This is a genomic window from Diaphorobacter sp. LI3, assembly GCF_022807955.1.
Taxonomy (GTDB): domain Bacteria; phylum Pseudomonadota; class Gammaproteobacteria; order Burkholderiales; family Burkholderiaceae_C; genus Diaphorobacter; species Diaphorobacter nitroreducens.
Map to the genome: position 1 here is coordinate 3,610,701 of NZ_CP094346.1, position 23,314 is coordinate 3,634,014.

Sequence of the window (23,314 nt, forward strand, 5' to 3'; positions counted from 1 at the left end):
TGCGATTATCGGCGGTAGGTTCCAAAGGCGCATCGGAGCACCCCTGGAAATTTGACGTGAATCAACGCAAACCGGCAATGTAGTCAGCCACGGCCTTGATCTCGCGGTCGTTGAGCTTGGCGGCCACGTCGCGCATCTGCACGTTGTTGCCACGCTTGCCGTCGCGGAAGTCCACCAGTTGCTTGACCGTGTAGTCGGCATGCTGGCCCGACAGGCGCGGGTACTGGGCAGGAATGCCGGAACCGTTGGGGCTGTGGCAGCCGGCGCAGGCGGCAATGTTGCGCTCCTGGATGCCGCCGCGGTAGATGCGTTCGCCCATGGCGACCAGATCCTTGTCCTTGGCAAAGCCTTCCTTGGCTTGCTTGGAGGCCAGCCACCACGACACGTTGCGCATGTCGTCCTCGGAGAGGATGGCGGCCATGCCTTGCATGATCGGGTCAGCGCGCTTGCCGGCCTTGAACTCCTGCAGCTGCTTGACCAGGTATTCCGGGTGCTGCTGCGCCAGCTTGGGGTTGGCTGCGATGGTGGAATTGCCGTCGGCGGCGTGGCAGGCGGCGCACACGGCGGCGTAGCTGGCCTCGCCCTTCACGAGATCAGGCTTCGCTGCCTTTTGCGGCGCCGGGGTTTCGCCTGCGGCAAGGGCCGAGGCAGCGGGGACTGCCAGTGCGGCAGCCATCAGCAGGGAGGCGAGCAACTTCATATCGGGGGATCTTGTGTTATGAGCGCAAAACCCCGCGATTCTACAATGCCCCTGTTTCGCCCTATCCCTTGGAAAACCCATATATGCCGACCACATCACATGCGCCAGTTGCTGGCTCCCTCCCGCCAGCGCCGGACGCCAAGGTCGCCATGGGGTGGATGCACACCGCGCGCTTCCTGACGACGGCCGCGCAGTTGCACCATTTGCCCGCCATCGAGGTGCCCGAGATCGCCTTCGTGGGCCGCTCCAACGCAGGCAAATCCACCTGCATCAACACCCTCACCCAGCAGCGCCAACTGGCGTTTGCATCCAAGAAGCCCGGACGCACCCAGCACATCAACCTGTTCGCGCTGGGCAAGCAGGGCGCGACGGACGCGGTGCTGGCCGATCTGCCGGGCTACGGCTACGCGGCCGTGTCGCGCTCGGACAAGCTGCGCTGGCAGCAAGTGATGCTGAGCTACCTGGTGAGCCGCGAAAGTCTCACCGCCATCGTGCTGCTGTGCGACCCGCGCCTGGGCCTGACCGAGCTGGACGAGGCGCTGCTGAACGCCGTGCGGCCGCGCGTGGAGGCAGGGCTCAAGTTCCTGGTGCTGCTCACCAAGGCCGACAAGCTCACGCGCGCCGAGCAGGCCAAGGCCCTGTCCATCACGCGACTGCAGGCCGGCGGCGGTGAGGTCAGGATGTTCTCCGCGCTCAAGAAGCAGGGCGTGGACGAAGTGGCGCAACTGCTGTGGCAGTGGGCCCACCCCGTCCAAAAAGAGGATGCGGCCGTGGAAGCCCTGCCGCCATCTGAAGACCAAAATTGACGCCAGCGCCCGTCCATCAAGCGCTGGCAGCTATGAAAGGCGTAGCGTATGGCGGAGACGATCACCCACACACTGCCGCACGGCATCACGCTGCACTGCCGCGTGGCCGGCATGCCAGGGCGCCCGGTGTTGCTGTTCCTGCACGGCTTTCCCGAAGGCGCGTTCATCTGGGATGCGCTGCTGGGCCATTTCGCCGATCCGGCACACGGCGGCTACCGCTGCGTGGCGCCCTGGCTGCGCGGCTATGCACCCTCCAGCGCGCCGGCTGCAATAGAGGCCTACCGCCCCAAACATCTGGTGCAGGACATCGCCGCGCTGATCGCCCAGGAAGCCGGTGCCGGCACGCCGCTGGCGGCGCTGGTGGCACACGACTGGGGCGGGGCCGTGGCCTGGAACCTGGCCAACCAGCATCCCGGACTGCTCAAGCGCCTGATGGTCATCAACGCGCCTCACCCTGGCGCCCTATTGCGCGAGTTGCAGGGCAGTGCCGCACAGCAGGAGGCCAGTGCGTACATGCACTTCCTGTGCCGCCACGATGCCGAGTCGCTGCTGGCCGAGAACGATTTCGCGCGCCTGTTCGGCTTCTTTCGCCGCGCCGATGGCAGCGCGCCCGGCTGGCTCACCCCTGCACTGCGCGCGCACTACCGCGCGCAGTGGGCTGCGGGGCTTGCCGGGCCTTGCAACTACTACCGTGCCAGTCCGCTGCGGCCGCCGCTGCCCTCGTCTTCCCAGGACGACGGGACGCCGGACATCCGCTCCCTCACGCTGCCCGCCGACATGCTGCAGGTGTCCGTACCCACGCAAGTGCTGTGGGGCATGGACGACCCCGCGTTGCTGCCCGGTCTGCTGCACGGGCTCCAAGCCTGGGTGCCACGCCTGCAGGTGCAGCAAGTGCCAGGCGCCACGCACTGGGTGGTGCACGAGCAGCCGGGGCTGGTGCGCGACACCCTGGCGGATTTTCTTCGCCAGGCACTATGATTTTCGTAGCTGTTGGCGCTTACCAGATAAGCGCTATAGCCATTTTTTTACTGATACACCGAATCCTGCCCCTCGGGGCGGGTCTTGAAGCGCTTGTGCACCCAGTAGTACTGCGCGGGCATGGTGCGGATGGCGGCTTCCAGTTCGCGGTTCATGCGAGCCGTGTCGGCCACATGGTCCTCGGTGGGAAAGTGGTCCCAGGCGGGGGTCAGCTCGGCCACGTAGCCCTCGGGCGTCATGCGGCTGTACAGCGCCACCACCTTGGCGCGCCCCAGGCGCGCAAAGCGCGACAGTGACGGGATGGTGGCCGCGTCCGGCATGGCGAAGAAGGGCACGAACACCGAGTCGTTCCTGCCGTAGTCCATGTCGGGCAGCAGGTACAGCAGCCCGCCCTTGCGCAGGCACGAGATGATGGGTTTCACGCCGTCGGCGCGGTTGAGCATGCGCACGTTGCCAAAGCGCTGGCGGCCCGCCATGAACCATGCGTCCAGCACCGGGTCGGGGTTGGTGGCGAAGATCGAGGTGAACTCACGCCGCGTGTTCAGCGGCAAGGCGAGGCCGCCTGCGTCCATGCTGTAGAAGTGCGGCGCGAAGACGATGGTCGGCGTGTCGCCTTCCAGCTCATGCAGCGCGCCCACCAGCTTCACGCGGCTGCGCACCAGCGCCTCGGAGCCCGACCACAACCAGCCGCGGTCCAGGAAGGTCTGGCAGAACACCACGAAGGACTCGCGCGCCCACGCGCGGCGCTGCGACTCGGGCACCTCCGGGAAGCACAGGGCCAGGTTGCGCAGCGCCACCCTGCGCCGCGGCACGGCCAGCACGAACAGCACCCGGCCGATGAACCGCCCCAGCGCGCGCAGCGCCGGCAGCGGCAGGCGGCCCAGCAGATTCAGCAGCGCGATGCCCGCGCGCGCCATCATGCGCGGCCCTCCGGCGGCGCATCGGCCCCGGCAGAGGTATGCATCTCCGCGCGGGGCTGCTTGTAGCGGGCGTAGCCCCACAGGTATTGGTCGGGGCTTTGGCGGATGAGGTATTCCATGGCTTGGTTGAGCTGCAGCACGGCCGCGTCGAGTGTAGGCGCCAGCGGCTGGGGCAAATCCTCCAGGTGCAGCACATAGCCGCGCCCGCGTGGCAGGCGCTCGCACCGCGCCAGGATCACCGCCGCACCGGTCTGCTGCACCAGGCGCGCAGCCAGCGTCATGGTGTAGGCCGGGCGGCCGAAGAACGGCGACCACACCCCCAGCCCCTGCGGCGGCACCTGGTCAGGCAGCAGGCCCACCGCCTCGCCGCGCCGCAGCGCCTTGATCATCTGGCGCACGCCCTGCAACGTGGTGGGCACGGCCTGGATGCCGGGGCGGTTGCGCGCGGTCTGCATCACCTCGGCCAGCCAGCGCTGGCGCGCGGGCCGGTACAGGATGGTGATGGGGCCGTGCTCCGGCGACCAGCGCCGCGCCGCCGCCTGCACCGACAACTCGAAACAACCGATGTGCGGCGTGAGGAACACGATGCCGCGGCCTTGGCACCAGGCCCGTTGCACGCATTCGGCCCCGCGTATCTCGCAGGCCGGCGGCTCGGGCCGCAGCCACAGATGCGGCGCCTCAGCCACCATGCGCCCTGCGTGCGCTATGGCCGCACGCACGTCACGCAAGGCATAGCCCGCGCGCGCGGCGTTGTCGATGAAGCGGCGGCGGTAGGTGGGCGATGCGCAAAACGCCACCCAGCCAAGCGCCGCGCCAATGACATGCAGCAACCACAAGGGCAGCGCGGAAACGAGCCGAAAGAGGGATGACATTACAATGACGGTCGTCGCCGAGTTAAATGAGCAACTTGCAGGGCGACGTTAAACACAACTGCTAAAGCGTTCGCCGAGGCTCCATGAGGCTCTGGGCAACGCCCAAATGCTGACAACACGGAGTTTATTCAAATGGCGAACGATTTCCTCTTCACGTCCGAATCGGTCTCTGAGGGCCACCCCGACAAGGTGGCGGACCAGATCTCCGACGCCATCCTGGACGCGATCTTCACGCAAGACCCCCGCAGCCGCGTGGCAGCCGAGACGCTGACCAACACCGGCCTGGTAGTGCTGGCCGGCGAGATCACCACCAACGCACACGTGGACTACATCCAGGTGGCGCGCGACACCATCAAGCGCATCGGCTACGACAACACCGAGTACGGCATCGACTACAAGGGCTGCGCAGTGCTCGTGGCCTACGACAAGCAGTCCAACGACATCGCCCAGGGCGTGGACCACGCCAGCGACGACCACCTGAACACCGGCGCGGGCGACCAGGGCTTGATGTTCGGCTACGCCTGCGACGAGACGCCCGAACTGATGCCCGCGCCCATCTACTACGCGCACCGCCTGGTCGAGCGCCAGGCCCAGTTGCGCAAGGACGGCCGCCTGCCCTTCCTGCGCCCGGACGCCAAGAGCCAGGTGACCATGCGCTACGTGGACGGCAAGCCCCACAGCATCGACACCGTGGTGCTCTCCACCCAGCACAGCCCCGACCAGAGCGAGACGGCTACCAAGATGAAGGCCAGCTTCACCGAGGCCATCATCGAGGAGATCATCAAGCCGGTGCTGCCCAAGGAATGGCTGCAGGACACCAAGTACCTCATCAACCCCACGGGTCGCTTCGTCATCGGCGGGCCGCAGGGCGACTGCGGCCTGACGGGCCGCAAGATCATCGTGGACACCTACGGCGGCGCCTGCCCGCACGGCGGCGGCGCATTCAGCGGCAAGGATCCAACGAAGGTGGACCGCAGCGCCGCCTACGCTGCGCGCTACGTGGCCAAGAACATCGTGGCCGCCGGCCTGGCGCGCCAGTGCCAGATCCAGGTGGCTTATGCCATCGGCGTGGCGCGCCCGATGAACATCACCGTGTACACCGAGGGCACCGGCGTGATCCCCGACGACCAGATCGCCCAGCTGGTGCAGGAGCACTTCGACCTGCGCCCCAAGGGCATCATCCAGATGCTGGACCTGCTGCGCCCCATCTACGCGAAGACCGCCGCCTACGGCCACTTTGGCCGCGAGGAACCCGAGTTCACCTGGGAGAGGACGGACAAGGCTGCCGCGCTGCGTGCAGCGGCGGGGCTATGAACCCCACGTCTGCGTCCAGGCAATCACTGAGCTTGGGGGCGGAGTTCATATCCCGCCGCGTTGTGAACGCAGACCAGTACGCCGCCGCGCGGCGCCAAGCGGCCGGCTTGTAAGCCTGTGCAGGCGCGGGTATCAACGCCGCGCGCGCTGCTGGCCGCTGGAGGTGCGCCGGCCACGGTGGCGCAGGAACTGGGCTTTGAGGACCAGCGCCACTTCCACAACGCATTGCGCGAACGCGTGGCGGCTGCGCCGGGAGATTCTCGGCGCTAAGGGCGGCGGCCTGCTGCAGGGCCGCAGCGATGCCCTGCTGGGCAAGGCCGCGCATGTATGCACTTGCAGACGCCATTTTTTCCAATACACCCCCTGCCCCCCGCGTCCAGGCTGCCTGAGAATGCGCTGTTCACGCCAACCTGTTCCTGCTGCTGGCGGGCACGCCGCCTGTGCTGCAGCGGCTGTACAGCGCCTGGACGGTTGCCATCATGCTGGGATGGGTTCTGCGGATGGCCGCCACAGAACGCACGGGCGCCGTGCTGCTGCCGATCGCCGGCGGCGTGGCACTGCATGCGCTGCGATAACCGGCAGCACTGTCAACACCCTCCTACACGCTGCGGTTTCGCCAGATGACGGAGTGCCTGCGCCGGCGCCCCTACTCTGGTGCCCAGCCGCCGCACCCGCCGGCGGCCCATCCCAAGGAGGCCTATCCCATGCTCAAGTACGCGATCATCTTCGCCATCATTTCGCTCATTGCCGGCGCGCTCGGGTTCACCGGCGTGGCCGCTGGCTCGGCCGCCATCGCCAAGGTGCTGTTCGTGGTGTTCCTGGTATTGGCCGTGCTGTTCGTGGTGCTCGCGCTGCTGGGTATCGGGGCCGCGCGCAAAGCCATCAAATAGCGGTGCCGGCCGGATGCGGCCCCGCAGTTGCCTACACTGCAGGCCCTGCACGCTCGCATCCGCGCCATGACCCGCACCGTCCACCTGCTCGCCATTGATCCTCAGAACGACTTCTGCGATCTGCCCGCCGCGTGGCACTCGCGCGATCCCCATGGCGGCGCGGTAACCGCCCCGGCGCTGCCCGTTCCCGGCGCGCATGCGGACATGCAGCGCCTGGCAGCGTTCATCCGCGCGCAGGGGGCAGGTATCGACCACATCACTGTCACCCTCGACTCGCACCAGCGGTACGACGTGGCGCACCCCGCCTACTGGCAGCGCAGCGACGGGGGCGCGGTGGCGCCCTTCACCGCCATCACCGCTGCGCAGGTCCGCGCGGGTGCGTTTGCGCCGCGTGACCCTGCCGCGCTGGCGCGCACACTGGACTACCTGGACACGTTGGAAACCCAGGGCCGTTACACCCTCATGGTCTGGCCCGTGCATTGCGAAATCGGCAGCTGGGGCCATGGCGTGCATACCGACGTGCTGGCCGCGTGCAGCGACTGGCAGGCGCATCGCGTGCGCGCCGTACAGTCCGTCTTCAAGGGCATGAGCCCCTGGACCGAGCACTACAGCGCCGTACAGGCCGAAGTACCCGACGCGGCCGACCCGCACACCGCCCTGAACACCCATCTGCTGGACCAATTGGCCAGCGCAGACCTGCTGCTCATCGCAGGCGAGGCCAGCAGCCACTGCGTGCGCGCCACCACCGAGCACATCATCCAGCACCTGGCCCGCCTGCACCCCGGGTGGAGCCCGCGGCGTCTGGTGCTGCTCACCGATTGCATGAGCCCCGTGGCCGGCTTCGAGGCGCAGCATGAGGCCTTCCTGGAGGCGATGCACGCCCAGGGTGCACGGCTGGCGACTTCAAGCGAAATTTGCCTCTAGCGCTTATCCATCAAGCGCGAGCAGCTCACTTTTTTGAGAACACACGAATCGCCGCATGTACGACACCGCCATCCTCATCGGCCGCTTCGAGCCCGTCCACACCGGCCATCTCGCCCTGCTGCGCGAAGCGCTGGTACAGGCGCGGCAGGTCATCGTCATCGTCGGCTCGGCCTTCCAGGCGCGCACACCCAAGAACCCGTTCACCTGGCACGAACGCGAAGCCATGCTGCGCGGTGCTCTGCCCGAGGGCGACCGCACGCGCCTCACCGTGCTGCCGGTGCGCGACTACTACAACGAGGCGGTGTGGGTGGAAGCCGTGCGCAACGCGGTGGCGCGCCACAGCCCGCCGCAGGCGCGCGTGGGACTGGTCGGCCATTTCAAGGACGCCACGAGCAGCTACCTCAGCGCCTTTCCGGGCTGGGAATTGATACGCATGGAGCGCCAGGGCCGCATCGACGCGACCGCCATCCGCGACGCCTACTTCGGCGCCACACCCGCCACCGTGGCCCATGCGCTGCAGCCGCTGGCGCCCATGCTGCCGCCCGCCACGCAAGCGCTGTTGGAGCAATTCGCCCACACGCCGCACTTCGCCACACTGCAGCAGGAATGGCAGATGCTGCGCGGTTACCGCGCCGCCTGGGCAACGGCGCCCTACCCGCCCGTGTTCGTGACCGTGGACGCGGTACTGCGCTGCCAGGACCACGTGCTACTCATCCGCCGCGCCAACGCACCAGGGCGTGGCCTGCTGGCGGTGCCCGGCGGCTTCATCGAACAACGCGAGACGCTGTGGCAGTCCTGCCTGCGTGAACTGGCAGAGGAAACGAATTGCGCCCTGCCCGAGGCCACGCTGCGCGCGGCGCTGCGCAGTGTGACGGTGTTCGACCACCCCGACCGCAGCCAACGCGGCCGCACCATCACCCACGCGCACTACTTCGACCTGCAGGACGCTCCGCTGCCCCCGGTGCAGGCGGCTGACGACGCGGCGCATGCCGAGTGGGTGGCCATCGACCGGCTCGCGGGCATGGAAGAAGCGTTCTTTGAAGACCACTTTCACATGCTGGACCACTTCTTGCGCCTCACAGTCCACTGAGGCGGCCGGAGAAGTGCGGCTGCCCTCCGCACTTCCGCACCTTGATCGCAGGCCCTGCCGACACTGCGGCCTTGAAACTGTCACGAATGCCTCTATCATTAGCACTCGAAACAGATGAGTGCTAACAACACCGCTGTGTCAGTTCCCTGCGCCCGCGTTGAGGGCGCGTTGTTTGATGTCGCAATCCTTTTTGTTATCAGGAGAGATGCAATGAATCTTCGCCCCCTGCACGATCGCGTGATCGTCAAACGTATCGAAAGCGAAACCACGACCGCCTCGGGCATCGTGATCCCCGACAACGCTGCGGAAAAGCCCGATCAAGGCGAAGTGCTGGCCGTTGGCCCTGGCAAGAAGAACGACAAGGGCGAGCTGATCGCCCTGAACGTGAAGGTCGGCGACCGCGTGCTGTTCGGCAAATACAGCGGCCAGACCGTGAAGGTCAATGGCGACGAGCTGCTGGTGATGAAGGAAGACGACCTGTTCGCGGTCGTCGAGAAGTAATCCCTTCTGGTCAACTCATTTTTCATAGCTGCCTGCGCTTGATAGACCAGCGTTGGCAGCCCATTTGATTCAAATTTGTAGGAGCCAAAAATGGCAGCAAAAGACGTAGTGTTCGGCGGCGAAGCCCGCGCTCGCATGGTTGAAGGCGTGAACATCCTGGCCAACGCGGTCAAGGTGACCCTGGGCCCCAAGGGCCGCAACGTGGTGCTGGAGCGCTCGTTCGGCGCCCCCACGGTGACCAAGGACGGCGTGTCCGTGGCCAAGGAAATCGAACTGAAAGACAAGCTGCAGAACATGGGCGCGCAGCTCGTGAAGGAAGTGGCTTCCAAGACCAACGACATCGCTGGTGACGGCACCACCACCGCCACCGTGCTGGCCCAGGCCATCGTGCGCGAAGGCTCCAAGTACGTGGCCGCCGGCCTGAACCCCATGGACCTCAAGCGCGGCATCGACAAGGCCGTGGCGGCCCTGGTGGAAGAGCTGAAGAAGGCCTCCAAGGCCACGACCACCTCCAAGGAAATCGCCCAGGTGGGTTCGATCTCCGCCAACTCCGACGAGTCCGTGGGCAAGATCATTGCCGACGCCATGGACAAGGTGGGCAAGGAAGGCGTGATCACCGTGGAAGACGGCAAGTCGCTGGAAAACGAGCTGGAAGTCGTGGAAGGCATGCAGTTCGACCGCGGCTACCTGTCGCCCTACTTCATCAACAACCCCGAGAAGCAGTCCGCGATCCTGGACAACCCCTTCGTGCTGCTGTTCGACAAGAAGATCAGCAACATCCGTGACCTGCTGCCCACGCTGGAGCAAGTGGCCAAGGCTGGCCGTCCTCTGCTGATCATTGCTGAAGATGTCGAAGGCGAAGCCCTGGCAACGCTGGTGGTGAACACCATCCGCGGCATCCTGAAGGTCGTGGCCGTGAAGGCGCCCGGCTTCGGCGACCGCCGCAAGGCCATGCTGGAAGACATCGCCATCCTGACGGGCGGCAAGGTGATCGCCGAGGAAGTGGGCCTGACGCTGGAGAAGGTGACGCTGGCCGACCTGGGCCAGGCCAAGCGCATCGAAGTGGGCAAGGAAAACACCACCATCATCGACGGTGCTGGTGCCGCTGCCGACATCGAAGCCCGCGTGAAGCAGATCCGCATCCAGATCGAGGAAGCCACCAGCGACTACGACCGTGAGAAGCTGCAAGAGCGCGTGGCCAAGCTGGCCGGCGGCGTGGCCGTGATCAAGGTGGGCGCTGCCACCGAAGTCGAGATGAAGGAAAAGAAGGCCCGCGTGGAAGACGCCCTGCACGCCACCCGCGCTGCCGTGGAAGAAGGCATCGTGGCCGGCGGCGGCGTGGCACTGCTGCGCGCCAAGCAGGCCGTGGGCAACCTGTCCACCGGCAACCCTGAGCAGGACGCCGGCATCAAGCTGGTGCTGAAGGCTGTCGAAGCGCCCCTGCGCGAGATCGTGGCCAACGCCGGTGGCGAACCGTCGGTGGTCGTGAACGAAGTGCTGAACGGCAAGGGCAACTACGGCTTCAACGCAGCCAACGACACCTACGGCGACATGCTGGAAATGGGCATCCTCGACCCCACCAAGGTGACCCGCACGGCCCTGCAGAACGCCGCTTCCGTGGCCTCGCTGCTGCTGACGACCGAAGCCATGGTGGCCGAGGCGCCGAAGGACGAGTCCGCAGTCCCCGCCATGCCCGGCGGCATGGGCGGCATGGGTGACATGGGCATGTAATTGCCAGGACCCTGCCTGCGCCCTGAAGGCGCAGGCAGCACCCAACCCGCAAGCAGTGCTTGCGGGTTTTTTTTCGCCTGCGTGTGTGGCGGGCGACCTTCCGCGGCGCACTGCGCGCGGATCTGGCCCGCCTTTCCCCAATACCCCTACACAAAAGCAAGCTTTGCGCTCCTTGCATAATTGTATTTATATGTAAATAGTAGTAATATATTGCTAGCGGTTCACTCTGGCCGTACCGCCATCGCACGGCCCTTCGCAGGAGCCTCCGCCATGCACACGACCCCTCGCCGTCTCTTTCCCCGCCTCCTCTCCCGCGACCCCTACCGGCGTGTGCGCGTCGGCATGGCGCTGCTCGCGCTGCTGCTGATGAGCTCCAGCGCCCTGGTAATGCTGTTGCTGCATCACCCCAGCGCAAACCACCACCTGGACGCTGTGCGGTGGTGGGCGGCGCTTTCGGTGGGGGGGCTCGCAGTCATCACGCTGCTGATCCGCACCGGCTGGTCCGAGCGGCTGCGCGATCCGTCTCTGACCCTGGTGCAAATGGCGTGGACCATCACCAGCAGCGCCGTGGCTTACGTGCTGGCAGGGGAAGGCCGAGGCGTGGTGCCCTCCGTGCTGGCCATGATCCTGTTCTTCGGTGCGCTGGGCCTGTCGCCGCGCCAGGTCGTGGGCATCGGGCTCTACGCGATGGCGGCGTTCTCGGTGGCGGTGGTCGTCTCGCCGCGTTTCTACGCAACAACATTCGACGTCATGGATGGCGCCTACGCAGCCATGATCCTGATCGTGCTGGCCGGGTGCATGGTGGTGAACCTGCGCGTGCAGCAGATGCGCCAGCGCCTGGACCGACAACGTGTGGCGCTGGCCGAAGCCCTCGCGGAAAACCGGGCGCTGGCCATGCGCGACGAGCTCACGGGCCTGTACAACCGCCGCGCCATGGTCGAGCTGATCCAGCTGGAGTGCCGGCGGCGCCGTCGCGGGCAGGGCACGTTGTTGTTCGCCATGATCGATGTGGACCATTTCAAGCGCGTCAACGACCACCACGGCCACGCCATGGGCGACCATGTGCTGCGGGTGTTCGCCGACGCCCTGCGCGCCAATGTGCGCGAAACCGATGTGCTGGCGCGCTGGGGCGGCGACGAGTTCCTGCTGCTGCTCAGCGACATCGAGCCACGCAGCGCCCAGACCCTGCTGGAGCGCACGCGCGAAGCCATCGCTGCCCTGCCCGTGCCCAACGCACCGCCGGGCCTGCGCCTGAGCATGTCCGCCGGCCTGGCGCTGCACCTGCCCCATTCGTCACCCCAGGAAACGCTGGAGCGTGCCGACCAGGCGCTCTACGCCGCCAAGGACCAGGGCCGCAACCGGGTCGCCCTGGCTCCAGAACTCCAGCCGGCGCCTCTAGATGATGCGCCGGCCATGCCCCAGGCAGCGCGCGCCTGAGCCCCGTCAGAGCGGGAAGCGCACCCCGTTTCAGGCCGCCAGACGGCGCAACAGCCCCGCGCTGGACGGGTCCAGCCCCTGCACATCACCCGTGGCCAGACGCGGCTCCAGGTCCTTGGCGATGCCTTTGCCCAGTTCCACACCCCACTGATCGAAGCTGTTGATGCCCCAGAGCGCCCCGCTGGTGAACACGCGGTGCTCGTACAGCGCGATCAGCGCGCCCAGCGACGCCGGGTCCAGACGCTCCAGCAGCAGAAATGTGCTCGGCCGGTTGCCGCTGAAGCGCCGGTGGCCGTCGGCCTCTTCGGGCCGTCCCATCATCAGCGCCCGTGCCTGGGCCAAAGCGTTGGCCACCAGACGCGGGTGCTGGTCCGGCAAATCACGCCCCGGCTCGCGCAGCGCGATGAACTCCACGGGCACGGTGTCGGGCCCCTGGTGGATCATCTGAAAGAACGCATGCTGACCATTGGTGCCCGGCTCGCCCCAAACCACGGGAGAAGTGGCATAGGGCAGCGGCTGGCCGTGCGCATCCACCCCCTTGCCGTTGCTCTCCATCTCCAATTGCTGCAGGTACGCCGGCAGGCGGCGCAGGCCATGGCTATAAGGTGCCATGCTGCGGCTGGAGAAGCCGTGGAAATTGCGGTACCACAGGTCCAGCAGCGCCAGCCGCACGGGCAGGTTGGATTCCAACGGCGCGGTGCGGAAATGCTCGTCCATCGCATGTGCACCCGCCAGCAGTGCGCGAAAGTGCGGCGCGCCCACGGCAATGGCAATCGGCAGCCCGATGGCGGACCACAGCGAATAGCGTCCGCCCACCCAGTCCCAGAAGCCCAGCGTGGTGGTGATGCCGAACTGCGCCGCCGCTTCCAGGTTGGTCGTCAGTGCATAGAAATGGCGCGCCAGCGGCAGCCGCGCCCGCGCGTCCTCGCTGCCGCCTTGGTCCAGGAACCATGCACGCGCCGCCTGTGCGTTGGACATGGTCTCGGCGGTGGTGAAGGTCTTCGACGCAATGAGGAACAGCGTGCTTTCGGGCCGCAGCTGGCGCAACAGGCTGCCCAGCTCCATGCCGTCCACGTTGGAGATGAAGTGCAGGCGCTTGCCCGGGTGGCGCAGGTCGTCCAGTGCCTTGACCACCATCGCCGGCCCCAGGTCCGAGCCGCCGATGCCGATGTTCACGATGTCGGTGATGCCGTCGTCAGCGCGCACGCGCTCGGCGAGGGCCAGCATGTCCTGCAGCGTGGCGTGCACGTCGTGCAAGGCAGAGGCGATTTCAGGCGCTACTGTATCGATAGCTGCTTGCGCTTGACCTGTATGCCCTGGAGCCGGTTTTCGCAACAACCAATGCATCACCGCGCGCTGCTCGGTGTTGTTGATCGGCAGGCCCTCGAACATCGCATCGCGATAGGCCACCACGCCGCATTCACGCGCCAGCTGCAGCAGCAGCGCTTCGGTGGGCGCGTCGATCAGGTTCTTGGACAGGTCCGCAAACACATGCGGAGCGTCCTGGCTAAAGCGCTCGAAACGCTGCGCATCCTGCGCAAATGCGGAGCGCAGGTCGAAGCTGCGGCCGGCGCTTTCGTAATGGGCACGCAGGCGCTGCCACGCGGTCGTGTGGTCGCAGCGGGTGCGGGGATCGTCAAAATTCATGCAGCGGCTTGCATCAGTTGTTCCAGCTTGGCCGCGTCCGCCGCAAATGCGCGGATGCCTTCAGCCAGCTTCTCGGTGGCCATGGCGTCGGCATTGAGCGCATAGCGAAAGCCCGCCTCGTCGTACTGCACGGGTTGCAGCGCAACGCGGCGTGCCGCCTCGGGGTCGAGCACGCGTGCCACCGGTGCATCGCTGGCGGCCAGTTGGGCCAGCAGTTCGGGGGCAATGGTCAGCAGGTCGCAGCCCGCCAGCGCGACGATCTGCCCGGTGTTGCGAAAACTCGCACCCATGACCTCGGTGCCGATGCCGAAGTGCTTGTAATGGTTGTAGATGGCGCGCACGGACTGCACGCCCGGGTCATTGGCGCCAGCCATGGCGGCCTCGTCCCAGTTTGCGCCGGCCTGCTTCTTGTACCAGTCGTAAATGCGTCCGACGAAAGGCGAAATGAGCTGCACCTTCGCCTGACCACAGGCCACCGCCTGTGCAAACGAAAACAGCAGCGTAAGGTTGGTGTGGATGCCGCGCTGCTCCAGTTGGCGCGCGGCCTGGATGCCCTCCCACGTGGCGGCGATCTTGATGAGCACGCGGTCGATGTGCAGCCCTTCGGCCTGGTACAGCTCCACGATGCGCTCCGCACGCGCCACGGTCGCCGCGGTATCGAACGACAGGCGTGCATCCACCTCGGTGGACACGCGACCGGGGATGATCGACAGGATCTCGCAGCCGAAACGCACGATCAGGCGGTCCATCAACTCGTCGATGGCGCGGCCATGCCAGCGCGTCACGCAGTCCTTGAGCAGCGGCGCGTACTCGGGCTTTTGCACGGCCTTGAGGATCAGCGAAGGATTGGTGGTGGCGTCTTGCGGCTGGAACTGGGCCAGCTGCTTGAAATCGCCGGTATCGGCCACCACGGTGGTGTACTGCTTGAGCGCGTCGAGTTGGTTCATGGCGTGTTGTCCAGGGAGAAAGGCGCGGGGAGCCCAGCCCCGGCGCGTAACCGGCAAGTGTATGCGCGGCCACGGCCCGCCCCGTGTCGGTCAATGCCGACCATGAAACTCGATAACATCGTGCACTGGATACGGAGCACAAGCAGGCACCGTTTTCCCATCGATCAACCCTCCACACATCACCGCAGCTGGCTCATGAGCTTTGATCTGGTCCTCTTCGGCGGCACGGGCGACCTCGCCTGGCGCAAGCTGCTGCCTGCCTTGTTCCAGGCCTTTCGCCACGGGTCGCTGCCGCCGCAGGGACGCATCATCGGCGTGGCGCGCGACGCGCTGAGCGACGACGACTACCGCGCGCTGATTGCCCGGCGCTTTGCCGATGTGGAGGGAGAAAAGCGCCCCAGCGACGAAGAATTCGAACGCTTTGCCGCGCTGTTGCAGTACCAGCGCATGGATCTGTCCCAGCCAGAGGATTACGCCCTGCTGGCGCGGCGCCTGCGCGAGCGCCACGCCGACACGGTGGTGATGTACCTGGCCACCGCGCCCGCGCTGTTCACCACCGTCTGCGAGCAGCTCGGCGCTGCCGGCCTGGCGACGCCCGCCACCCGCGTGGTGCTGGAAAAGCCCCTGGGGCACGATTTGGCTTCCAACCGTGCCATCAACGCCGCGGTGCGCAGCGTGTTCGACGAACGGCAGATCTTCCGCATCGACCACTACCTGGGCAAGCCCTCGGTACAAAACCTGCTGGCGCTGCGCTTTGGCAACGCGCTGTTCGAACCCCTATGGCGGCGCGAGACCGTCGCCAGCATCGAGATCACCATGGCCGAGCAGTTGGGCGTGGAGCAGCGTGGCGCCTTCTACGACCAGACCGGCGCGCTGCGCGACATGGTGCAGAACCACGCGCTGCAGCTGCTGTGCGCGATCGCCATGGAGCCGCCCATCAACGCCCATGCCGATGCCATCCGCGATGAGAAGCTCAAGGTGCTGCGTTCGCTGAGTACGTGGACACCCGCCACGCTGCTGCAGGACGTGGTGCGCGGCCAATACTCCACCGGCACCACGGCCTGCGAGGGCGTGCGCGCCTATGCCGACGAGGACGGCGTGGCGCCCGGCAGCACCACCGAAACCTTCGTCGCCCTGCGCACCGAGATCGCCAATTGGCGCTGGGCGGGCGTGCCGTTCTACATCCGCACCGGCAAGCGCCTGGCCGCGCGCGAGGCACACATCGCCATCAACTTCCGCCCCACGCCCCACGCCATCTACCGCACGCCGCTGGGCGCGGCCAACCGCCTGGTGATCCACCTGCAGCCGCGCGACGGCGTGGCGCTGCACCTGTTTGCCGCGGGGCAGGAAAAGCGCGGCATGCGCATTTCCGAAGCCCAGGCGCTGGCGCCCGTGCAGCTGGACCTGGACTTCGACCAGCGCTTTGGCAGCCAGCGCGTGGGCGCGTACGAGCGGCTGCTGCTGGACGTGATCGCCGGGCGCCTGAATCTGTTCGTGCGCGCCGACGAACAGGAAGCCGCCTGGCATTGGGTGGAACCCATCATGCAGGCCTGGGCCGAGCAGGACGCCCGTGGCGAAGGCCCGCGCCCGTATGCCGCTGGCAGCTGGGGCCCCAGCGCCGCCAGCGCGCTGGTGGCCCGCGAAGGACACACCTGGATGGAAGAATGCTAGACCGCATCACCGCTTCCCTGCCCTCGCTCGCCCCCGCCGAGCAGCGCGTGGCCCAGCTCGTGCTGGACGACCCGCGCGCCTTTGCCCACCTGCCGGTGCGCGAGCTGGCCGTGCGCGCGCGCGTCAGCAAGCCGACAGTGGTGCGCTTTTGCCGCAGCATGGGCTATGACGGCCTGGCGGACTTCAAGCTCAAGCTGGCCGGCAGTGTGAGCGAGGGCGTGCCCTTCATCCACCGCAGCGTGGACGCCGACGACAAGACCAACGACGTTCTGGTGAAGGTGGTGGACAACGCCGTGGCCGCCTTCCTGCAGTACCGCAACGCCGCCAGTACCAATGCGCTGGAGCGTGCGGCCGAGGCCATCGCCAGCACCTGGCAGACGGGGCGGCGCATCGAGTTCTACGGCGCGGGCAACTCCGGCATCGTGGCGCAGGACGCGCAGCACAAGTTCTTTCGCCTAGGCATCACCAGCATCTCCACCAGCGACGGCCACATGCAGGTGATGAGCGCCACGCTGCTGGGCCCGGGCGACTGCGCGGTGATCATCAGCAACTCGGGCCGCACGCGCGACCTGATGGACGCAGCCGACATCGCGCGCAAGAACGGCGCAACCACCATTGCCATCACCGCCAGCGGCTCGCCGCTGGCACACACCTGCCGCATCCACCTGGCGGCCGACCACCCCGAGGGCTACGACCGCTACAGCCCCATGGTCTCGCGCCTGCTGCACCTGCTCATCATCGACGTGGTCGCCACCTGCGTGGCGCTGCGCATCGGCGAGCCGCTGCAGCCGGTGCTGCAGCAGATGAAGAACAACCTGCGGGCCAAGCGGTATACCTGAGGGCACCCCCCTGAGCGGCTGCGCTCCTGCGCCGCTTCCCCCTCTCTCTACGCGCTGCGCTACGGGAGGGGGGACACCGCCAGCGCCCGGGCCAAGCCCGCTGCGCGGCGGTTGCTGGGATGGGGCACGCCAGTTCCATGCCGTGCGCCCTATGGGGAAGCACAAAAACAATAGCTGCTACCGCCCGTCCTGCTTCGATTTCAGGTTGAAAAGCATCTTAAATCAAGCAATAACAAGCGGTAGCAGCTCTCTTTTTCAGAGCGCCGTTTCAGCGCCCGTAGGTGGCGGTGAAGCTCGCCTTGGCCAGGGTGTGGGCGTTGACCATGAAGCCGGCGAGCGCGGCGGGGGCGTCGTCAGGCACATCGATACGCTCCACCGACAGCGCATGCACCGTGAAGATGTAGCGGTGCGGCTTGTCGCCCGGCGGCGGGCACATGCCGCCCCAGGCGTACTGCCCGTAGTCGTTGCGGATCTGGCGCGCGCCAGCCGGCAGGTGGGCGCCGCCCTTGGCGCCGGCGTTGGCGGGCAGCTCACTCACCGAAGCCGGCAGATCGATCACATACCAGTGCCAGAAGCCCGAGCCCGTGGGCGCGTCGGGGTCGTACACGTTCACGGCAAAGCCCTTCGTGCCCTCGGGCGCGCCGCTCCAGCGCAGCACGGGCGACTGGTTCCGACCGCTGCAGCCAAAGCCGTCGAACTCGAAGCTCTGTGCAATGGTGCTGCCGTCGGCGATGTCGGGACTGGTGAGGGTGAAGGCGGTCATGCGCGGTACTCCTGGGGTTCGTTGACGGGAAACCGTCAGTATGCCCGCGCATTCCCGCCGTTCACTTCACGGGTCCCGTCACTGCCCCGCGAAGCTCTTGGTGCTGTAGAGCTCGTGCGGCAGGCGGTTCAGCACGGGCAGGCCGGTAGCGGCGTCGCGCGGCTGCTTGTCGATGTAGCTGAAGAAGACATCGGCATCCAGCACGCCGATGTCCAGGCGCCGCGCCGCGGGCACGGCCGCCAGCGTCTTGTAGCCGTCGCCGCCCGTGGCGTTGAAGCTCAACACGAAGAGCCTGTAGGTCTTGGCCGGATCGATCGGTCCCCAGGTGCCGGTGGCGGCGTTGCGCACTTCGAGGCCGGAGGCGCGCTGGCCGAAGGCGGCCGAGGCGTTCACATCGAAGCGCAGGCCGCCAGTATAGGGATAGGGCCCGGTCGATCCGCCCGCCTTGAACACGGCCTCCAGGCCGTCTTCGAGCATGGATTTGACCTCTGCACCGGTCACATCCAGACGGAACAGCATGTTGCCGAAGGGCAGCACCTGGATCACCTGCGCTGCTGTCACCGTGCCGTCCAGCGCAATGCGCACACCACCGCCGCTTTGCAGCGAGATGTCGGCGCCGCCGTACTTGGCATTGCCCTCGTCCACGTAGGCCTGCGCCACCAGCTGCTGGATGTCGCCACCGCGCAGATGCACGCTGCCCTCGGCGTTGCACGTGGGGCTGGAGCCGCCCGAGCCGGGATTGCCCGGCACGCGGCGGAAGCACAACTCCTTCGGCACCACCGCCACGTTGGTCTTGTTGAAAACGGCCACGCGGTCCTTGAACGGCTGCAGCGCCGTGGTGGCAGCGGCGGCTGGTTGCGTCACGCGCAGAAAGCCCTTGGCTGCGACGTCCGCATCGATAGCCTTCTTTTCGGCGTCGGTCGGGGGCAATTTGTTGATGGTGAAGTCGCTACCGATCAGCACATGCGGCGTGCCGCTGCACTGCGTGACCTCGCCCTTGCCGTCAAAACGCACCTTCAATTCGCCCACCACCTGCGCGTATTCCCAGGCCTGCACCACGCAGACGTTCTTGCCGTCCTTGTCGGTCACGCGCGTGGGATAGGCGCCACTGGGCGTGCCCACGCCCGTGGTCTTGAGCGCGTCGGGGCCCAGCAGCGTGTGCGAATCGCCGCCCACGATCACGTCCACGCCGCTGAGCTTGGCGGCGATTTCCTTGTCGTAGCCATAGCCCACGTGGCTCATGACGATGATCTTGTTGATGCTCTGGGCACGCAGCTTGTCGATCTCACGCTGGGCCGCCGTGACTTCGTCCTCGAACGTGGTGTCCGCGTCGGGGCTGGACGAGGCCTTGGTCTTGCCGGCGATCGTCAGGCCGACGATGCCGATCTTCTGGCCGCTGCGCTCCACCACGGTGGAAGGCTGCACGTAACCGGGCGCCTTGGTGGCGTTGAGCGCCGAGCCGGCACCGAACTTCACGTTGGCGCTGAGCACCGCCGTCTTGCAGGACCCTTTCTTGAGCAGGTCCAGGAATCCCTTGAGGCCCGCGTCACCCTTGTCGAACTCGTGGTTGCCCAGCGTGAAGGCGTCGAAGCACACGGTGTTCATCAGCGCGGCATCGGCCTCGCCGTCCGCGCCAGCGCGGTTGAAGTACAGCGTGCCGGTGAGCGCGTCGCCCGCATGCAGCTTGAGCACGTTGGCGCCCGCGGCCTTGGCCAGGCTGTCGAAGGCCGCGGTGACGCGCGCAAAGCCGCCGGCTTCGACGGCCACGTCCACAGGCGCGGCGCCGCCCGTGGACAGCTTCAGCGTCTTGGACTTGGCGTCCAGCGTGGAGTGGTGGTCGTTGATGTGCAGGACGGTCAGTTCCAGCGGCTGGGCCTCGTCGTCATCGTTGCCGCCGCATGCCGCCAGCACGCCACACGCCGCCAGCGCCACCGCGCCCATCCGCACCCGCCGCCCGTAGGGCTTGTTGGCCCATTGCATCCACGAACCCATGTTCTCGCTCCCTGTTGAATCGTTACAGAGTGGAGATGGTGGGAAGCAAGGATGACAGCGCCGTGAAAGCCCCACGCGCGCGCCCGTAGAACAGGGGTCGTGCGGCCCCTTTTTGCTCACATAAAAAGAGCATTTACCGCTTGCTGTACAAGCGTTAGGGCCGTTTTTCTATCGAACCCTCATACCGCCAACTCCGCCAACGGGATGCGTTTTTCCTGCACGCCGTGGCAGGCCACGCGCGTGCCGCCGTCATCGATGAGCTGGGGGCGCTCGGTGCGGCAGCGGTCGTTGGCGTAGGGGCAGCGTGGGTTGAACGCGCAGCCCGGCGGCGGGTTGAGCGGGTTGGGCACCTCCCCTTGCACGGGCGTGCGCGCGCGGCCGGTGTCGTGCATCTTGGGGATGGCGTCCAGCAACATGCGCGTGTAAGGGTGGCGCGGGTTCTCGAACAGCACCTTCTTGTCGGCCAGCTCCACCAGCCGGCCCAGGTACATCACGCCCACCTGGTCGCTCACGTGGCGCACCACGGCCAGGTTGTGGCTGATGAACAGGTAGGTGAGCTGCCGCTGGCGCTGCAGGTCCTTCATGATGTTGAGCACCTGCGCCTGCACGGACACGTCCAGCGCGCTGGTGGGTTCGTCGCACACCAGGAACTCGGGCTCGGTGGCCAGGGCACGCGCGATGGAGATGCGCTGGCGCTGCCCGCCCGAGAACTGGTGCGGGTACTTGGCCATGTCCAGCGGCGACAGGCCCACGGACTGCAGCAGTTCGCCCACGCGCTTCTTGAGTTGTGCAGCGTCGGTGATGAGACCATGCTCGCGCAGGGGCTCGCCGATGATGTCCTCCACCAGCCATCGGGGGTTCAGGCTGGCATAGGGGTCCTGGAAGATCATCTGGATGCGCCGGCGCATGGCGCGCGCATCCTTGCCCTTGAAAGCGGCGTGCGCGTCCTGCCCGTCGAAGGTGAGGCCGCCGCGCGTGGGCTCGTACAGCCCCACCAGCAGGCGCGCCACGGTGCTCTTGCCGCAGCCGGACTCGCCCACCAGGGCCAGCGTCTTGCCGCGCTCGATCGTGAATCCCACGCCGTCCACCGCATGCAGCAGCGCGCGCGGCTTGCGCTCGATGACCCGGTTGAGCCAGGGCGCGGAGACATCGAACGTTTTGGCGAGGTCGTGCGCCTGCACCAGCGGTGCGGTGGTGGTCGTCGTGGAGCTCATGCAGCCACCTCGCTCGTCACGTCGTGCAGCCAGCAGGCGGCCTGCGTAGCGCCGGCGGGCATGAGGTCGGGGCGCGCCTGGCGGCAGCGGTCGAAGGCGCGCGGGCAGCGCGGGTTGAAGGCGCAGCCCTCGGGAATGGCGTTCAGGCGGGGCATGGCTCCGTCGATCTGGTTGAGGCGCTCGCGGTCCTGATCCATGTCGGGAATGGACGCCATGAGGCCGGCGGTGTAGGGGTGGGCGGGCTGGTTGATGACCTCGTGCACGGGGCCGATTTCGGCCACGCGGCCGGCGTACATCACGGCCACGCGGTCGCAGGTCTCGGCGATCACGCCCATGTCGTGGGTGATCAGCATCACGGCCGCGCCGCGCGTCTTGCAGATGCTCTTGAGCAACTGGATGATCTGCGCCTGGATGGACACGTCCAGCGCCGTGGTGGGCTCGTCCGCCACGATGAGCTGCGGCTCGGCCGCCAGCGCCAGGGCAATCACCACGCGCTGGCGCATGCCGCCCGAGAACTGGTGCGGGTAGTGGTCGATGCGCTGCTCGGCCGCGGGAATGCCGGTGTCCTTGAGCAGGTCGATGGCCCGCTGGCGCGCCTGCGCGGCGCTCATGGGCAGGTGGGTGAGGATGGTCTCCACCAGTTGCTGGCCCACGGTGTACAGCGGGTTGAGCGAAGTCAGCGGGTCCTGGAAGATCGCGCCGATCTTGCGCCCGCGGATGTGGCGCATCTGCTCGTGCGGCAGGTTGTCGATGCGCTGGCCCTGCAGCACGATCTGGCCCGAGGCCACGCGCCCCGGGGGCTCCAGCAGACCGATGATGGACGCGCCCGTGAGCGACTTGCCCGCGCCGGACTCGCCCACCACACCCAGGATCTCGCCCGGTGCGATGGAGAACGACACGTTGTCCAGCGCGCGCAGCGTGCCGCGGCGGCCGGGGAATTCGACGACGAGGTTGTGGACTTCGAGAAGTGACATATCAGTTATCCAGTGCGGTGCGCGCCGCCCGCATCGCATGAAACGGGCGCCCCCATAACGAGGGCAGCCGAGCAAAGGTCCGGGCCGGCCGCGCCGCAGCGACGGCTGCGCCCCCCTGCCCGCATGGCGCAGCCATGCGAGAGCGGGGAGAAGGCGCAAAGCGACTCAGGAGGTGTTCCATTTCAGCGCAGGCGCGGGTTGAGTGCATCGCGCAGCCAGTCGCCCAGCAGGTTCACGGACAGCGCGATCAGCACCAGCATCACGCCGGGGAAGACAGTGATCCACCACTCGCCGGAGAACAGGTAGTCGTTGCCGATGCGGATCAGCGTGCCCAGCGAGGGCGACGTGGGCGGCGCGCCCACTCCCAGGAAGGACAGCGTGGCCTCGGTGATGATGGCCGTGGCCACCTGGATGGTGGCCAGCACCATGACCGGCCCCAGCACATTGGGCAGCACATGCTTGCGCATGATGCGCAGCGGCGAAACGCCGGTGACGCGCGCGGCCTGCACGTATTCCTTGTTGCGCTCCACCAGCGTGGAGCCGCGCACGGTGCGCGCGTACTGCACCCAGCCCGTGAGCGAGATCGACAGGATCAGCACGCCGAAGGCCAGCGAATCGGGCGCGTTGGGGAACACCGCACGCCCCACGCCGGCAATCAGCAGCGCGATCAGGATGGCGGGGAACGACAGCATCACGTCGCACAGGCGCATGAGCACGCCGTCCACCCATCCGCCGCGAAAGCCCGCCACCAACCCCAGCGCCACGCCCACGACGACCGACAGCGCCACGGAGGCCAGGCCCACTACCAGCGAGATGCGCGCGCCGTAGATCAGCGCCGAAAGGATGTCGCGGCCCTGGTCATCGGTGCCCAGGGCGTACTTCCAGGTGCCTTCGGCCTGCCACACGGGCGGCAAGCGCGCGTCCGACAGCTCCAGCGTGCTCAGGTCGAACGGGTTGTGTGGCGCCACCCAGCCGGCAAAGATGGAGCAGAACACGCACACGGCGGCAATCAGCGCCGCGATGATGGCCACGGGCGAGGTGCGAAAGCTGTGGGCCACGTCGCTGTCGTACCAGCGCAAGAGCGTTTGTTTCATGGGCGAAGGG

General features: G+C 67.0%; 21 protein-coding genes. 11 read left to right on the plus strand and 10 right to left on the minus strand.

Features of this window, described 5'->3' with window-relative positions; translation table 11 throughout:
- Positions 1–61: 61 nt before the first annotated feature.
- The gene (locus MRB47_RS16895; protein ID WP_012655688.1) at positions 62–700 is read right to left on the minus strand and encodes a c-type cytochrome; all 639 of its coding nucleotides are present in this window, start codon (positions 698–700) and stop codon (positions 62–64) included.
- An 83-nt stretch (positions 701–783) separates the two neighbouring features.
- On the opposite strand from MRB47_RS16895, the gene yihA reads away from it, so the two are divergent.
- Complete coding sequence (gene yihA, locus MRB47_RS16900; RefSeq protein WP_047350979.1) at positions 784–1,506, plus strand: ribosome biogenesis GTP-binding protein YihA/YsxC; 723 nt, start codon at positions 784–786, stop codon at positions 1,504–1,506.
- 48 nt (positions 1,507–1,554) lie between these two features.
- Positions 1,555–2,484, plus strand: coding sequence for an alpha/beta fold hydrolase (locus MRB47_RS16905; RefSeq protein ID WP_252101261.1), 930 nt, complete (start codon positions 1,555–1,557; stop codon positions 2,482–2,484).
- A gap of 47 nt (positions 2,485–2,531) precedes the next feature.
- Here MRB47_RS16905 and MRB47_RS16910 read toward each other — a convergent pair whose 3' ends face one another.
- The gene (locus MRB47_RS16910) at positions 2,532–3,404 is read right to left on the minus strand and encodes a lysophospholipid acyltransferase family protein (RefSeq protein WP_011804158.1); all 873 of its coding nucleotides are present in this window, start codon (positions 3,402–3,404) and stop codon (positions 2,532–2,534) included.
- Positions 3,401–4,276: a lysophospholipid acyltransferase family protein gene (locus MRB47_RS16915; RefSeq protein WP_252101262.1), complete on the minus strand. Its 876-nt coding sequence runs from the start codon at positions 4,274–4,276 to the stop codon at positions 3,401–3,403. Before MRB47_RS16915 ends, MRB47_RS16910 begins: the two co-directional genes overlap by 4 nt.
- A gap of 132 nt (positions 4,277–4,408) precedes the next feature.
- Between MRB47_RS16915 and metK the strand changes: the two genes are divergently transcribed.
- The 7 genes from metK (at position 4,409) to MRB47_RS16950 (ending at position 12,163) form a co-directional block, all read left to right on the plus strand.
- The gene (gene metK / locus MRB47_RS16920; protein WP_012655683.1) at positions 4,409–5,590 is read left to right on the plus strand and encodes a methionine adenosyltransferase; all 1,182 of its coding nucleotides are present in this window, start codon (positions 4,409–4,411) and stop codon (positions 5,588–5,590) included.
- Positions 5,591–6,294: 704 nt separating this feature from the next.
- Complete coding sequence (locus MRB47_RS16925) at positions 6,295–6,480, plus strand: DUF1328 domain-containing protein (RefSeq protein WP_011804154.1); 186 nt, start codon at positions 6,295–6,297, stop codon at positions 6,478–6,480.
- A 66-nt stretch (positions 6,481–6,546) separates the two neighbouring features.
- Positions 6,547–7,404: a cysteine hydrolase gene (locus MRB47_RS16930; RefSeq protein ID WP_252101263.1), complete on the plus strand. Its 858-nt coding sequence runs from the start codon at positions 6,547–6,549 to the stop codon at positions 7,402–7,404.
- Between the two features lie 55 nt (positions 7,405–7,459).
- A complete protein-coding gene (locus tag MRB47_RS16935; RefSeq protein WP_252101264.1) occupies positions 7,460–8,494 on the plus strand; it encodes a bifunctional nicotinamide-nucleotide adenylyltransferase/Nudix hydroxylase in 1,035 nt (344 codons plus the stop codon).
- A 210-nt stretch (positions 8,495–8,704) separates the two neighbouring features.
- A complete protein-coding gene (locus MRB47_RS16940; RefSeq protein ID WP_011804151.1) occupies positions 8,705–8,995 on the plus strand; it encodes a co-chaperone GroES in 291 nt (96 codons plus the stop codon).
- A gap of 90 nt (positions 8,996–9,085) precedes the next feature.
- Complete coding sequence (gene groL / locus MRB47_RS16945; RefSeq protein WP_252101265.1) at positions 9,086–10,726, plus strand: chaperonin GroEL; 1,641 nt, start codon at positions 9,086–9,088, stop codon at positions 10,724–10,726.
- Between the two features lie 270 nt (positions 10,727–10,996).
- Positions 10,997–12,163 (plus strand): GGDEF domain-containing protein, encoded by a 1,167-nt coding sequence (locus tag MRB47_RS16950; protein ID WP_252101266.1) that lies wholly within the window; start codon positions 10,997–10,999, stop codon positions 12,161–12,163.
- A 30-nt stretch (positions 12,164–12,193) separates the two neighbouring features.
- Here MRB47_RS16950 and pgi read toward each other — a convergent pair whose 3' ends face one another.
- The gene (pgi, locus tag MRB47_RS16955) at positions 12,194–13,810 is read right to left on the minus strand and encodes a glucose-6-phosphate isomerase (RefSeq protein WP_252101267.1); all 1,617 of its coding nucleotides are present in this window, start codon (positions 13,808–13,810) and stop codon (positions 12,194–12,196) included.
- Positions 13,807–14,757: a transaldolase gene (tal, locus tag MRB47_RS16960; RefSeq protein ID WP_012655675.1), complete on the minus strand. Its 951-nt coding sequence runs from the start codon at positions 14,755–14,757 to the stop codon at positions 13,807–13,809. The genes pgi and tal overlap by 4 nt, the downstream gene beginning before the upstream one ends.
- 195 nt (positions 14,758–14,952) lie before the next feature.
- On the opposite strand from tal, the gene zwf reads away from it, so the two are divergent.
- Positions 14,953–16,428 (plus strand): glucose-6-phosphate dehydrogenase, encoded by a 1,476-nt coding sequence (gene zwf, locus MRB47_RS16965; RefSeq protein WP_088887580.1) that lies wholly within the window; start codon positions 14,953–14,955, stop codon positions 16,426–16,428.
- The gene (locus tag MRB47_RS16970) at positions 16,422–17,267 is read left to right on the plus strand and encodes a MurR/RpiR family transcriptional regulator (RefSeq protein ID WP_088887581.1); all 846 of its coding nucleotides are present in this window, start codon (positions 16,422–16,424) and stop codon (positions 17,265–17,267) included. The genes zwf and MRB47_RS16970 overlap by 7 nt, the downstream gene beginning before the upstream one ends.
- A gap of 268 nt (positions 17,268–17,535) precedes the next feature.
- Here the strand turns inward: MRB47_RS16970 and MRB47_RS16975 are convergent, their stop codons facing one another.
- The 5 genes from MRB47_RS16975 to MRB47_RS16995 form a co-directional block, all read right to left on the minus strand.
- Positions 17,536–18,030 carry a YbhB/YbcL family Raf kinase inhibitor-like protein gene (locus MRB47_RS16975; protein ID WP_011804144.1) on the minus strand — a complete coding sequence of 165 codons (495 nt, stop codon included), beginning with the start codon at positions 18,028–18,030 and terminating at the stop codon, positions 17,536–17,538.
- A gap of 78 nt (positions 18,031–18,108) precedes the next feature.
- Positions 18,109–20,022: a bifunctional metallophosphatase/5'-nucleotidase gene (locus tag MRB47_RS16980; protein ID WP_011804143.1), complete on the minus strand. Its 1,914-nt coding sequence runs from the start codon at positions 20,020–20,022 to the stop codon at positions 18,109–18,111.
- A 179-nt stretch (positions 20,023–20,201) separates the two neighbouring features.
- Positions 20,202–21,236 (minus strand): ABC transporter ATP-binding protein, encoded by a 1,035-nt coding sequence (locus MRB47_RS16985; protein ID WP_047350968.1) that lies wholly within the window; start codon positions 21,234–21,236, stop codon positions 20,202–20,204.
- The gene (locus tag MRB47_RS16990) at positions 21,233–22,210 is read right to left on the minus strand and encodes an ABC transporter ATP-binding protein (RefSeq protein WP_172206219.1); all 978 of its coding nucleotides are present in this window, start codon (positions 22,208–22,210) and stop codon (positions 21,233–21,235) included. The genes MRB47_RS16985 and MRB47_RS16990 overlap by 4 nt, the downstream gene beginning before the upstream one ends.
- Before the next feature lie 182 nt (positions 22,211–22,392).
- Positions 22,393–23,304 carry an ABC transporter permease gene (locus MRB47_RS16995; RefSeq protein WP_011804140.1) on the minus strand — a complete coding sequence of 304 codons (912 nt, stop codon included), beginning with the start codon at positions 23,302–23,304 and terminating at the stop codon, positions 22,393–22,395.
- Between the last annotated feature and the right edge of the window lie 10 nt (positions 23,305–23,314).